Origin of the sequence: Brevundimonas sp. 2YAF1 (assembly GCF_052114745.1) — a bacterium.
Classification (GTDB): Bacteria; Pseudomonadota; Alphaproteobacteria; order Caulobacterales; family Caulobacteraceae; genus Brevundimonas.
Map to the genome: position 1 here is coordinate 240,345 of NZ_JBFRFI010000002.1, position 12,079 is coordinate 252,423.

At 68.0% G+C, this 12,079-nt stretch carries 12 protein-coding genes; 9 read left to right on the plus strand and 3 right to left on the minus strand.

Features of this window, described 5'->3' with window-relative positions:
- Positions 1-68 precede the first annotated feature (68 nt).
- Both AB4Y68_RS03780 and AB4Y68_RS03785 read left to right on the plus strand, forming a co-directional pair.
- Positions 69-1,430, plus strand: a complete 1,362-nt coding sequence (locus AB4Y68_RS03780; protein WP_441454178.1) for a glutamate--cysteine ligase — start codon at positions 69-71, stop codon at positions 1,428-1,430.
- A 61-nt stretch (positions 1,431-1,491) separates the two neighbouring features.
- Positions 1,492-3,066 carry an ATP-binding protein gene (locus AB4Y68_RS03785; protein ID WP_441454179.1) on the plus strand — a complete coding sequence of 525 codons (1,575 nt, stop codon included), beginning with the start codon at positions 1,492-1,494 and terminating at the stop codon, positions 3,064-3,066.
- A gap of 6 nt (positions 3,067-3,072) precedes the next feature.
- Here the strand turns inward: AB4Y68_RS03785 and AB4Y68_RS03790 are convergent, their stop codons facing one another.
- Both AB4Y68_RS03790 and AB4Y68_RS03795 read right to left on the minus strand, forming a co-directional pair.
- Positions 3,073-4,080 (minus strand): histone deacetylase family protein, encoded by a 1,008-nt coding sequence (locus tag AB4Y68_RS03790; protein ID WP_441454180.1) that lies wholly within the window; start codon positions 4,078-4,080, stop codon positions 3,073-3,075.
- Positions 4,081-4,136: 56 nt separating this feature from the next.
- Positions 4,137-4,928, minus strand: coding sequence for a TSUP family transporter (locus AB4Y68_RS03795; RefSeq protein ID WP_441454181.1), 792 nt, complete (start codon positions 4,926-4,928; stop codon positions 4,137-4,139).
- A 255-nt stretch (positions 4,929-5,183) separates the two neighbouring features.
- On the opposite strand from AB4Y68_RS03795, the gene AB4Y68_RS03800 reads away from it, so the two are divergent.
- From AB4Y68_RS03800 to AB4Y68_RS03825, 6 genes are all read left to right on the plus strand, one after another.
- Entirely contained in the window at positions 5,184-5,972 is a 789-nt protein-coding gene (locus AB4Y68_RS03800) for a hypothetical protein (RefSeq protein WP_441454182.1), read from the plus strand.
- 153 nt (positions 5,973-6,125) lie between these two features.
- Complete coding sequence (locus tag AB4Y68_RS03805) at positions 6,126-6,878, plus strand: DUF72 domain-containing protein (RefSeq protein ID WP_441454183.1); 753 nt, start codon at positions 6,126-6,128, stop codon at positions 6,876-6,878.
- A 5-nt stretch (positions 6,879-6,883) separates the two neighbouring features.
- Positions 6,884-7,954: an NAD(P)-dependent alcohol dehydrogenase gene (locus tag AB4Y68_RS03810; RefSeq protein WP_441454184.1), complete on the plus strand. Its 1,071-nt coding sequence runs from the start codon at positions 6,884-6,886 to the stop codon at positions 7,952-7,954.
- 94 nt (positions 7,955-8,048) lie between these two features.
- On the plus strand, positions 8,049-8,774 hold the full coding sequence (gene phbB / locus AB4Y68_RS03815) for an acetoacetyl-CoA reductase (protein WP_441454185.1): 726 nt from the start codon (positions 8,049-8,051) through the stop codon (positions 8,772-8,774).
- 48 nt (positions 8,775-8,822) lie between these two features.
- Entirely contained in the window at positions 8,823-9,659 is an 837-nt protein-coding gene (locus AB4Y68_RS03820) for a DUF4908 domain-containing protein (protein ID WP_441454186.1), read from the plus strand.
- A gap of 137 nt (positions 9,660-9,796) precedes the next feature.
- Positions 9,797-10,474: a hypothetical protein gene (locus AB4Y68_RS03825; RefSeq protein ID WP_441454187.1), complete on the plus strand. Its 678-nt coding sequence runs from the start codon at positions 9,797-9,799 to the stop codon at positions 10,472-10,474.
- A 37-nt stretch (positions 10,475-10,511) separates the two neighbouring features.
- Here the strand turns inward: AB4Y68_RS03825 and gloB are convergent, their stop codons facing one another.
- Complete coding sequence (gloB, locus tag AB4Y68_RS03830) at positions 10,512-11,240, minus strand: hydroxyacylglutathione hydrolase (protein ID WP_441454188.1); 729 nt, start codon at positions 11,238-11,240, stop codon at positions 10,512-10,514.
- A gap of 46 nt (positions 11,241-11,286) precedes the next feature.
- Here gloB and AB4Y68_RS03835 point away from each other — a divergent pair, with 46 nt between their 5' ends.
- The gene (locus tag AB4Y68_RS03835; RefSeq protein WP_441454189.1) at positions 11,287-12,078 is read left to right on the plus strand and encodes a class I SAM-dependent methyltransferase; all 792 of its coding nucleotides are present in this window, start codon (positions 11,287-11,289) and stop codon (positions 12,076-12,078) included.
- Position 12,079: the final 1 nt, after the last annotated feature.

Consider the following 12,079-nt stretch of genomic DNA (forward strand, 5'->3'; position numbering starts at 1 on the left):
AGTTTGCCTCTCCCCTCTTGAGCGAGGCCGTTTCGTCGCCCATCTAGCCGCGACAGCAGGGGTTACAGATGTCCGACACGGCGCCGCTTTCCAGAGATGACCTGATCCACGCCATGTCGAAGGGCGAGAAGCCCGCCGACCAGTGGCGCATCGGCACGGAGCACGAGAAGTTCGGCTTCGACAAATCCACCCTGCGCCGCCCCGCCTATGAGGGCGACAGCGGCATCCTGGCTATGCTGACCGGGCTGCAACGCTTTGGCTGGGCGCCGGTGGAAGAAGCCGGCCACGTCATCGCCCTGGAGCGCAAGAACGCCGAGGGCTTGACCGCCTCCATCAGCTTGGAGCCGGGCGGTCAGTTCGAGCTATCGGGCGCGCCGCTGCAGACCATCCACGACATCTGTTCGGAAACCGGCCAGCACCTGATGGAGGTGAAACAGGTGGCGGATCAGCTGAACCTCGGCTTCCTCGGCGCCGGCTTCGACCCCCTGTGGCGGCGCGAGGACATCCCCGTCATGCCCAAGGGTCGCTATGACATCATGCGCGCCTACATGCCCAAGCGGGGCACGCTGGGCCTCGACATGATGCTGCGCACCTGCACCATCCAGGCCAATCTCGACTTCGAATCCGAAGCCGACATGGTGATGAAGTTCCGCACCTCGCTGGCGCTTCAGCCCATCGCCACCGCCCTGTTCGCCTGTTCGCCCTTCATCGAGGGCAAGCCGACCGGCTTCCTGTCGGCGCGCGCCAACGTCTGGACCGACACCGACCCCGACCGCACGGGGATGCTGGACTTCGTCTTCGCCGACGGCTTCGGCTACGAGCGCTACGCCGACTACGCCCTGGACACCCCCATGTATTTCGCCAAGCGCGGCGAGACCTATGTCGACTTGTCGGGCCAGTCGTTCCGCGCCTTCATCGAGGGCAAGCTGGACGCCCTGCCCGGCGACCGCGCCACGGATAAGGACTGGGTCGACCACCTGACCACCCTCTTCCCCGAAGTCCGGCTGAAACAGTATCTTGAGATGCGTGGCGCCGACGGCGGCCCGTGGAGCCGGATCTGCGCCCTGCCCGCCCTGTGGGCCGGGATCCTGTACGATGCGCCGTCGCTCGCGGCGGCCTGGGACCTGTGCAAGGACTGGGACATCGCCGACCACGAGCGCCTGCGCCGCGACGTGACCCGTCTGGGCCTCAAGGCCGAGGTGGCGGGCCGCAGCGTGCGCGACATCGCCGTCGATCTGGTCGAGATCGCCAAGCACGGCCTGAAGAACCGCGCCCGCTTCAGCGGCGGCATGGTCGACGAGCGCGGCTATCTGTCGGAACTGGAAGACATCGCCGACAGCGGCGTGACCCCGGCCGACCGGCTGCTGGAGCTGTATCACGGCGAATGGCAGGGCGACGTCAGCCGCATCTATCGCGACTTCGCCTACTGAGACGCAAGGCGGCCTTAACCGACCCGGTCTAGACAGGGCGTCGAGTTCGTAAGGATCGCCCATGACTTTCGCCCCCGCCGCCGCCCCATCGCTGACGGGACAGCCGCAGCCGGCGCGCGACGTGGCGGCCGATCTGGCGACCTTTTTCGACGTGTCGCTGGACCTGCTGGTGATCCGCGATCTGGAGGGGTTCATCGTCCGGGCCAGCGCCTCATGGTTCCCTGCCCTGGGCTATCGGCCGGAAGATCTGGTCGGCCTCGCCATCCTGACTCTGGTTCATCCCGACGACCTGCCCGGCACCCACGACAGCGTGGTCGAGGTCGAGACTCGGGGGCCCGGCGCCCCGGTCCTGGGCCACATCAACCGCTACCGCCACCGCGACGGCCACTACGTCACCCTGGAGTGGCGCGCCCAGAGGTTCGGCGACCGCATCTACGCCGTGGCCCGCGACGTGACCGCCAAGATCGCCGCCGAACAGGCTCTGATCGAGGCCAAGGCCGCCGCCGAGGCCGCCAACCGGGCCAAGTCCGACTTCCTGGCCAATATGAGCCACGAGATCCGCACCCCGCTGAACGGCGTGATCGGCATCGTCGACGCCCTGTCGCGCACCCCGCTGTCGCCCGATCAGGCCGAGATGGTCGCCCTGATCGCCACTTCGGGCATCACTCTGGAGCGGCTGGTTTCGGACATGCTGGACGTGTCGCGGATCGAGGCCGGCAAGCTGGAGTTGGAACTGCGGCCCTTCGATCTGGACGAGGCCCTGGGCGCCCCTTTGGACACAATGCGGATGCGCGCCGAGGTCAAGGGACTGGCCTTCCATGTCGAGCGCGCCCCCCATGCGCGCGGCGCCTTCATCGGCGACAGCGTCCGCGTCGGCCAGATCCTGGGCAACCTATTGTCCAACGCCGTCAAATTCACCGCCGAAGGCTCCGTCTCTGTCCGCTTCGCCCTGAGCGAGGACGACGGCGCCCCGACCCTGCTGTCGTTCGAGATCGAGGACACGGGCGTCGGCTTCGACGCCGACCACGCCGCCCAGTTGTTCCAGCGCTTCTCCCAGGCCGACAGCAGCATCACGCGGCGCTTTGGCGGCACGGGGCTGGGCCTGTCGATCTGCCGCTCCCTGGTCGAGATGATGGGCGGGCGGATTGAGGGGGCCTCGACGCCCGGGGTCGGCAGCCGCTTCCGGGTCGAACTGCCCCTGCCCCGCGCCCATGGCTTCGAGCAAAGCGACATCGCCGTCGCCCCGCGACCGTCGCGGCCCTTGCGCGTCCTGCTGGCCGAGGACCATCCGATCAACCAGCGCCTGGTCCAGTTGATCCTGGCTGACCATACCAGCGAGCTGGTGATCGTGGACGACGGCGCCCAGGCCGTCGTCGCCTTCGAGACCCGGCCGTTCGACGTGGTGCTGATGGACATGCAGATGCCCGGCATGGACGGGCTGACGGCGACCCGCGCCATCCGCGCCCTTGAGGCCGCCCGCCCCGCAGCCCAGCGCACGCCGATCCTGATGCTGAGCGCCAACGCCATGGCCGAGCACCGCGACGCCGCCCGCGCCGCCGGCGCCGACCTGCACCTGGCCAAACCGGTCACCGCCCGCGACCTGCTGACCGCGCTGGCGATGCTGATCCCCGGCTGAGCCGCCTTAGAAGCCCGCCAGGAACCCGGCCACGTTGTCGCCCAGAGCGCCCACCGCATAGCCGCCTTCCATGACGATCAGGGTCGGTCGGCCGAGCGTGGCGATGCGCGCCGCCAGCTTCGGAAAGTCCTCGGTGGTCAGCTTGAAGTGCGAGATCGGGTCCTGCTCCCAGGTGTCGGCGCCGAACGACACCACCAGCAGCCCGGGGTCAAAGGCGGCGATCGCCTCCATCGCCCGGTCCAGCGCCGCCAGATAGGGCTCGGCAGTCGTGCCGCGCGGCAGCGGCAGGTTGAGGGTGGCGCCCTCGCCGTCGCCCTCGCCGTGCTCGTCCGCATGGCCCCAGAAGAAAGGATACTCGGTCCTCGGGTCGCCGTGGATCGAGGCGAAGAAGACTGAGCCGTCCTCCCAGAAGATGTCCTGGGTGCCGTTGCCGTGGTGGTAGTCCACGTCGAGGATCGCCACGCGGTCGATCCCGCCATCGCGTGCCGCCCGCGCGACGATGGCGGCGTTGTTCAGGTAGCAGTAGCCGCCCATGTAGTCGGCGCCGGCGTGGTGCCCCGGCGGACGGCACAGGGCGAAGGTCGCACGCTCGGTCCCCTCCAGCAGCGGCTGCAGCGCCGTCAGCGCCGTCTGCGCCGCCCAGTAGGCCGCGTCCCAGGTCTGGGCGGTGATCGGCGTCCCGGCGTCGTAGCTGAACCGGCCCAGCTGGGCGTCGATGCGGTCGAGGTTCAGCGGTCGGCGCCGCACCACGGGCCAGACGTAGCCTACGGCGTCGCCCTCACGGCCCGCGGCGATCCAGCGGGCGTGGGCGTGTTCAAGGAAGTCGAGATAGTCGGGCGCGTGCACCCGTTCCAGCGGCCCCCGGCCGAAGTCCCGGGCCGGCGCCAAGGGCCCAAGCCGCTCGCGCAACAGCAGGGCGCGCGACGGGGTCTCGTTATAGGCCGTCCAGCCGCCGTTGTGCATCTCCTGCGCCGGCGCGTGCGCCAGCTGCCGCTCGTCGAACACCTTGAACATCGGGGCCCCTCCGCCATTCCATCGTCGTCCTTCCCCACAAACGGACCAGAAACCGCCTAGGAAAGCCAGCCCGTCACCATGACCCGCAACGGGTTGGCCGGGTCGGACAGCAGCCGAGCGGTGATGGCCAGGGAGATGATCACCAGCAGGGGCCGGATCAAGCGCGGCCCGAACCGCATGGCGGCGTGCGACCCTAGCCGCCCGCCGACGAACTGGCCCACGGCCATGATGCCCGCCAGGGCCCAAACCACGTGCCCGCCGGCCGCCAGCACCACGATGCCGACGACATTGCTCATCAGGTTCAGCGCCTTGGTGTGCGCCGTCGCCCGCGTCAGCCCCATGCCCAGCAACATCACCAGACTGAGGGCGAAAAAGGAGCCCGTCCCCGGCCCGAAGAAGCCGTCGTAGAAACCGATCCCGCCCGCCACGAAGGCGTAGGCCAGGGGGGTCAGCCGGGCATGGGCGTCCTCGTCCGACGCCTTGGGACCGAACAGAAAATACAGGGCGATGCCGATCAGCAGCACCGGCAGCAGGATCATCAGCCAGCGCGTGTCCACCAGGGTCACGGCTACGGCCCCCAGCCCCGCGCCGACGCCGACCAGGATCAGCGGCCAGCGGATCAGGCGGAAATCCACCCGCCCCTTGCGCCAGAAATTCCACAGGGCGGAGGCCGTTCCGACGCTGCCCTGCACCTTGTTGGTGGCGATCGCCGCCACAGGGTTCAGCCCCACCGACAACAGGGCGGGCAGGGAAATCAGCCCCCCGCCACCCGCGATGGCATCGATGAAACCGGCGACTGCCGCCGCAAGACCCAACAGGCCGATGACTTCAGGCGTCAGGTCCAACACGCGCACAATACTCCAGCAACGGCGGCGCTATAGACCCCGCGGCCGGAAACCGCCACCGCGCCGACAGGCTTGGATGCGCGGTGGGGAAAAGCTCTATGGACCGCCCGCTGACTAATGTCGGGCTTCTGCGGCTGAGGGAATGGGCCCAATCCTGGCTACGATTGGAAAGCGTTATGTCGACGAACATTGTTCGTGTAACCTTGGCTTTACACGGCGAGCGTGACGCGCGTCGATGTCTTCCGGAGGAAATCCATGATGAAACTGGTTCTCCCGTTCGCGTTGGCCGGCCTGCTCACCCTGACCACGCCAGCCTTCGCCCAGAGTGCCTTCGACGGCGTGTGGAAGGTCGACCTCGCATCGGCCCAACTGCCGGACAAGCCCTACGTCCAGTCGCTCAAGGACGGGGTCTATACCTGCAGCTCTTGCGTGCCCGTCTATTCGATCCCGGCCGACGGCAAGATGCACAAGGTCGAGGGCTTCTCGTATTGGGACGAGACTTCGATGCGGATCGTGGACGGCCAGACGGTGGAGGAGGCCCAGAAGCTGCGCGGGCGGCCAGTGGCCACGTTCCGGAGCCAGGTCTCGGCCGACGGCGCTACGCTGATCACGACCTGGACGGACACCAGCGCGCCCGACGGCACGACCGGTTCCGGCGAAGGCACGATGAGCCGGATCGCCGCCGGCGCGACGGGCGCCCACGCGATTTCGGGGTCGTGGAAGAGCGAAGCCGTGTCCAGCGCCTCGGAGGCCAGCCTCACCGCGACCGTGCATCTGGCGGACGGCGTCTTCAGCTTCACGTCGGGGACCGGCTACCGCTATGAAGCTCGCCTCGGCGGCCCGGCGGTTCCGATCATCGGCGACCTGGCGGGGGCCACAGCGACCGTACGCCAACTGGCGGACGGGAGCATCGAAGAAGCCGAACACATCAACGGCGAGGCGACTTCGATAACGACCCTGACGCCGCCGGCGGACGGGGCGATGACGATCAAGTATGAAAGCCTGAAAGACGGCACGACCACGACCTACAAGGTGATCAGGCAATAGGCGTCTGTCGCCAGGGTTGATCGGAGAACGGCCCCGCCTGACGTCAGGCGGGGCCGCGTTCTTGTCGGGTCGACGCGACGAAGGTCCCCCAGGTCCGCTTCCCGTAGCGAAGGCTCGAAATTCCTGCGATCAAGGCCGGAGCAGGAGGACATCATGACGGGTGCGATCAGGATAGGCGTCGGCGGCTGGACCTTCGAGCCGTGGCGCGGAGTCTTCTATCCCGAGGGGCTGACGCAGAAGCGCGAGCTGGAGTTCGCCAGCCGGGCGCTGACCTCGATCGAGATCAACGGGACCTACTATTCCACCTTCAAGCCCGACAGCTGGATGAAGTGGCGCGACGAGACGCCGGACGGCTTCGTCTTTGCGGTCAAGGCCAGCCGGTTCTGCACCAACCGCAAGGTCCTGTCCGAGGGCGGCGAGAGCTTCGACCGCTTCCTGTCGCAGGGACTGACCCTGCTGGGCGACAAGCTGGGACCGATCAACTGGCAGTTCATGGGCACCAAGAAGTTCGACGCCGAGGACTTCGAGGGCTTCCTGAAGCTGCTGCCCCAGGAGAAGGACGGCGTGCGTCTGCGCCATGCCCTGGAGGTCCGCAACCCGACCTTCGCCTGTCAGGAATTCTATGACCTGGCCCGCCAGTACGGCGCGGCCATCGTCTATGCCGTCGATGACGAATCCCCGACCTGGCCGCAGATCGACGAGGCCACCGCCGACTTTACCTACGCCCGTCTGATGTCCAGCCGCGAGGACGAGCCGACTGGCATGACCTCGGCCGAACTGGACGCCGTGGCGGTCCAGACCCGCGAATGGGCCAGGCGCGGCGATGTCTTCGCCTACTTCATCTCGGGGGCGAAGGTGCGGAACCCCGCGGCGGCCCAGGCGCTGATCGCCAAACTCAAGGACTGAGCCTCATGGCCATCAAGACCCGCGCCTTCGCCGCCACCGCTGCTGACCAGCCGCTGGCCCCCTATAGCTTTGACCGGCGCGATCCGGGGCCGGACGATGTGGCGATCGAGATCAAATACTGCGGCGTCTGCCATTCCGACCTGCATGCGGTTCAGAACGACATGGGCGGGACCGTCTATCCCATCGTGCCGGGCCACGAGATCGCGGGCGTGATCACGGCGGTCGGCGCCAATGTCGTCCGCTTCAAGGAAGGCGACCGGGTCGGCGTCGGCTGCATGGTCGACAGTTGCCGCACCTGTTCCTCGTGCCAGTCGGGCGAGGAGCAATACTGCGTCCCCGGCCTGACCGGCACCTATGGCTCGCCGGACCCCAAGGGGGCGGCGGTCGGCCAGACCATGACCCAGGGCGGCTATTCCGACCACATCACGGTGGATCAGGCCTATATCCTGTCCATTCCCGACAGCCTGCCGCTGGATGCGGCCGCGCCCCTGCTGTGCGCCGGGATCACCACCTACAGCCCCTTGCGTCACTGGAAGGTTGGGCCGGGGTCCAAGGTGGCGGTCGTCGGCCTGGGCGGTCTGGGTCACATGGCCGTGAAGCTGGCCGTCGCCATGGGGGCCGAGGTCACCGTCCTGTCGACCTCGGATCGCAAGAAGGCCGACGCCGAACGGATGGGAGCCAGGCACTTCCTGATCAATTCCGACAAGGCGGCGATGAAGGCGGCGGGCGAGACGTTCGACCTGATCATCAACACGGTGTCCGCCACCCACGAGATCGCCCGCCACGTGGGCCTTTTGGCCCGCGACGGGACCATGGTCATGCTGGGCCTGACCACCGAGGGTCTGCCGATCTTCGCCCTGCCGCTGTTGTGGCGTCGCCGCAGCGTCGCCGGCAGCCTGATCGGCGGCATCCGCGAGACCCAGGAGATGCTCGATTTCTGCGCCCAGCACGGCATCGTCTGCGACATCGAAACCATAGCCCCGCATCAGATCAACGAGGCCTATGCGCGGATGGAGAAGTCCGACGTCCGTTATCGCTTCGTCATCGACATGGCCCAGATGGGTCAAGCCGCCTGACGGCGTCTTCTCGCGCAAGCCTTGCCAAGCTAAGGCTTGTTCCAGAGGGTAGGCTGACGTCCAAGCGGGCGTCGTCAGCACAGGGGAGCGGATCATGGCGCGAGTGGCTCTGGTGACCGGGGGAACCCGGGGCATAGGCAAGGCGATCGTCCAGCGGCTGAGGGAAGACGGCATGGCCGTCGCCGCGGGCTATTCCGGCAATGACGAAGCGGCGGCCGCCACGGCGCGCGAACTGGGCGTCATGGTGATCAAGGGCAATGTCGGCTCGTTCGCGGATTGCGAGCGCGCCGTGAAGGAGGTCGAGACCGAACTGGGTCCCATCGACATCTTGGTGAACAACGCCGGCATCACCCGCGACGGCTTCTTCCACAAGATGAGCGCGGACCAGTGGTCCGACGTGATCCGCGTCAACATGGACAGCGTCTTCAACATGACGCGTCAGGTGATCAACGGCATGCGCGACCGGGGCTTCGGCCGGATCGTCAACATCTCCTCGATCAACGGGCAGAAGGGCCAGATCGGCCAGACCAACTATTCCGCCGCCAAGGCCGGGATGATCGGCTTCACCAAGGCGCTGGCGCTGGAAAACGCGCGCAAGGGCGTGACCGTGAACTGCATCGCGCCGGGCTATATCGACACCGAAATGGTCGGAGCCATGGATCAAAAGGTGCTGGACGCCATCATCTCCCAGATCCCCGTTGGAAGACTCGGAAAAGGCGAGGAAATCGCCGACATGGTGTCGTGGCTGACCGGCGAGCGTGCCGGATATGTCACAGGCTGCACCCTGTCGCTGAACGGCGGCCAGTACCTGGTTGGCTAAGCCTGCTTCGCCCAAAATCCGCCGTTCGGGCGTTCCACCACTTTCCTCATGATGGGAACGGTCGAGGTCGAGGCGGAGAATCCGTCGTGCTTCGCCGTCGCGGCGCCGCGCGCCACGACGGTCGCGGGTCTGCGCCTGGACGCCGCCTGCCTGCTGGTGCTGGCCGCCTGCCTGACGGCGGGCGCCGCCGGCGCGGCCGAGGCTCAGACCCGCTCCAACGTCCAGGTCGAACAGAGTCGGGTGATCCGCGACCAGTCGGTGACCCGCACCCTGCCTCCGCCGGGACGCTATGTTTCCGAAGCCGGTCAGAGCTTCATGCTGGACCGTGCGGGCTCCCTGACCCTGCTGCGCTTTGAACGGTCGAGCGAGACCTGGGCCCTGCGCCCGTCTTCGGCCCCGCGCGGCGACACCATCTATCGCAACGACGCCGGGGAACAGGTGCTGCGCGTCACGGCCAGCGGCGGCGTCACCGTCTATACGAGCCGCAGTCCGGGCGGTTCGCCCGTGTCCCTGTCCGGTCCCGCCGCCAGCCTGGAGCCCCCCACCCTCGGCCCGGTGCAGATGTTCAATCTGATGACCCGCCGAAGCGGCGTGGTCAGCGAAGCCATGGGCCGGCTGGTCCGTATCAACGTCTTCGGCGAGGAATCCGAGGCCCTGTGCATCGAGGCCCTGATCGTCACCACCGACGCCGTGGTCCGCATCGCCCGCTCGCCCAGCGCCCGCCCCTTCCTGGAACGGCTGCGCAGCATCACCATCGTCGAAGGCTCGCGCGCCTCGGTCAGCTACGCCCAGGGCGACCTGCGTGTCGTCGTCGACCCCAAACGCGGCATCGCCGGCCGCCCCTCCTCGGCCCGCGTCATCCGTGCAGTGATCCCGCAGGACTGAGGCCGCCGCCTGCGCGGTCGGTTGCGGACGCCGGGAGGGTCCGCTTCCAGGCCCTCCACACGCCCGCTAGTGCGGCGAACACCTTGGTCATCCTAACCCGCTTGCCAAAGTCGCTTTCGGATATGCATGTTCTGCGTATGATCGATGCGCACACGTTGAACATACTAACCCATGTCGCGACCGGGGCCCTGGCCCTGCTCATTGGCCTTATACCGCTGTTCAGCCGCAAAGGCGGCCCGCTGCATCGCTGGTCTGGGCGAGCGACCGCAGGGCTGGGGCTGGTGGTTCTGTCCTGCGCGGTGCTGGCGGTGATCCTGTTCCAGCCGCCCGCCCCGCTGGTCGCCGCGACCCTCACGGCCGGCTATCAATATTTAAGCGGCCTGCGCAGCCTGTCGCTTACCCGTCGCGGGCCGCGCCTGCCGGACACGCTGCTTTCGATGCTGGGCGTGGGATTGGCCTTGCTCGTGGCGTTCCAGATGGGCCAAGGCGATGCCTCGTGGACCCCGGCCATCGGTTACTCGGCCATCGGCTACCTGCTCACGATGACCGCCTATGATCTCAGCCGCCCGCTGTGGGTCGGGGTTTGGTATCGCCGGGTTCGGCCGCTGGATCACGGCGTCAAGATGATCGGCTTCTACTTCGCCATGCTCTCGGCTGCCTCTGGCAACCTTCTGGCCGAGTGGCAGCCACTGAGCCAGGTCCTTCCTTCGGCCGTTGGCATGGCGGCGATAGTCGGTTTCATCATTTGGTACAGTCTGCGCCCTATCCGGCTCAGCCGCGCTGGCGCGCTTGGACGCCAAGGCTTCATCGCCTAGCCGCCCATCCCCTTGATGTCCTTGGCGGACACTCGCCCTACCCCGTGAACCCGTCCTTTGCGGCGCGCCGCGCGGCGAAGTCGGCGGCGTTCGCGGCGCGAAGGAAGGGGTTGAAGCGGCGCTCCAGACCGACGCGGGTCGGCACGGTCGGTTGGCCACGTTCGCGGGCGGCGAAGATCGCCTCGGCGTGGGTCTGCATTTCCGGCCGGTCATCCAGGCTGAGGGCGAAGCGGGCGTTGGCGGCGGTGTATTCGTGAGCGCAATAGAGGGTCGTCGATTCGGGCCAGGCCGCGATGCGGTTCAGACTGTCCCACATCTGGTCCGGCGTCCCTTCGAACAGCCGGCCGCAGCCGAGGGCGAACAGGGTGTCGCCGACGAAGGCCAGATCATCCTCGACCGACCGATAGACCACATGGTCCAGGGTATGGCCGGGCGTGACCATGACCTCCAACGCCGTCTGGCCCAGCATCACCACGTCGCCGTCGACCACGACGCGGTCCAGAGGCGCGGCGCGACGGACTTCCTCCGGTCCCACGATCTCGCAGCCGGTCTCGGCCTTCAGCCGTTCGTTGCCGCCCGTGTGGTCGGGGTGCCAGTGGGTGTTGAGGATCAGGTCCAGCCGGCCCCAGCCCGAGGCCGCCAGATCGGCGAGGATGGCCTCGGCGTCGGGCGTGTCCACAGTGGCGACCAGACCGGTCGCCTCGTCCCGAATCAGGAAGCCGTAATTGTCCGACAGACAGGAAAATTGGCGCACGGTCAGGGTCATGGACGCATCCTAGCAGCGGGGGCGGTCAACGGACTATAGTGCGTCCATGCGGCGCAGCATCGACGATCTTCGCACCTTCTACGGCGAGCCGACCGGCGCGCTGGTGCGGCGCATGCTGGCGCGGCGGCTGGACGACGCCTGGGGCGAGGCGACGGGCTGCGACGTTCTGGGCCTGGGCTACGCCACGCCCTGGCTGGGCGGCTTCGTCGGCGCGCGGCGGGTGATCGCCGCCATGCCGGGGGCGCAGGGGGCCGAGCAATGGGCGGCGGCGGGGCGAAACCGCACCCTGCTGGTGGATGAGAAACGCCTGCCCTTCGCCGCCGGCGCCTTCGACCGCATCCTGCTGGTCCATGCGCTGGAGGAGGCCGACGATCCCCTGGCCCTGCTGACCGAGGCGGTGCGGGCCCTGGCCCCCGCCGGACGGATCATTCTGGCCACGGCGGCGCGCGGGGGCCTCTGGGCGCGGGCGGAAACCACCCCCTTCGGCCATGGACGGCCCTTTACGCGCGGTCAGCTGGAGCGGCTGGTGCGCGAGGTCGGGCTGGAGCCCGCCGCCTGGTCGCAAGCCCTCTATGTCCCGCCGTGGCGCCTCCTTCTTCCCATGGCTGAGGGGTTCGAGCAGGTCGGAAGTCGGGTCTTCCCCGGCGCGGCGGGCCTGATCATGCTGGAGGCCACGCGTCAGGCCTATGCCCGGGTGCGGCCGCAGGGACTGGCCCAGGCGGTGCTGGCCGCGCGGCCGTCGCTGACGCCGTCGCCGGCTTCGCGCGACCACGGACCGCCCGCCCATGCGGCCCAAACCGCCCACGCCGCTATGGGCGCCGCGCCCAAACGGCCTTAAG

What these genes read in the sequence shown, in the direction of transcription:
- AB4Y68_RS03785 (WP_441454179.1), top strand. Translation starts at nt 1,492, where the DNA reads ATGACTTTCGCCCCCGCCGCCGCCCCATCGCTGACGGGACAGCCGCAG.
- AB4Y68_RS03835 (WP_441454189.1), top strand. Translation starts at nt 11,287, where the DNA reads ATGCGGCGCAGCATCGACGATCTTCGCACCTTCTACGGCGAGCCGACC.
- phbB (WP_441454185.1), top strand. Translation starts at nt 8,049, where the DNA reads ATGGCGCGAGTGGCTCTGGTGACCGGGGGAACCCGGGGCATAGGCAAG.
- gloB (WP_441454188.1), bottom strand. Translation starts at nt 11,240, where the DNA reads ATGACCCTGACCGTGCGCCAATTTTCCTGTCTGTCGGACAATTACGGC.
- AB4Y68_RS03780 (WP_441454178.1), top strand. Translation starts at nt 69, where the DNA reads ATGTCCGACACGGCGCCGCTTTCCAGAGATGACCTGATCCACGCCATG.
- AB4Y68_RS03820 (WP_441454186.1), top strand. Translation starts at nt 8,823, where the DNA reads ATGATGGGAACGGTCGAGGTCGAGGCGGAGAATCCGTCGTGCTTCGCC.
- AB4Y68_RS03810 (WP_441454184.1), top strand. Translation starts at nt 6,884, where the DNA reads ATGGCCATCAAGACCCGCGCCTTCGCCGCCACCGCTGCTGACCAGCCG.
- AB4Y68_RS03825 (WP_441454187.1), top strand. Translation starts at nt 9,797, where the DNA reads ATGATCGATGCGCACACGTTGAACATACTAACCCATGTCGCGACCGGG.
- AB4Y68_RS03790 (WP_441454180.1), bottom strand. Translation starts at nt 4,080, where the DNA reads ATGTTCAAGGTGTTCGACGAGCGGCAGCTGGCGCACGCGCCGGCGCAG.
- AB4Y68_RS03800 (WP_441454182.1), top strand. Translation starts at nt 5,184, where the DNA reads ATGAAACTGGTTCTCCCGTTCGCGTTGGCCGGCCTGCTCACCCTGACC.
- AB4Y68_RS03805 (WP_441454183.1), top strand. Translation starts at nt 6,126, where the DNA reads ATGACGGGTGCGATCAGGATAGGCGTCGGCGGCTGGACCTTCGAGCCG.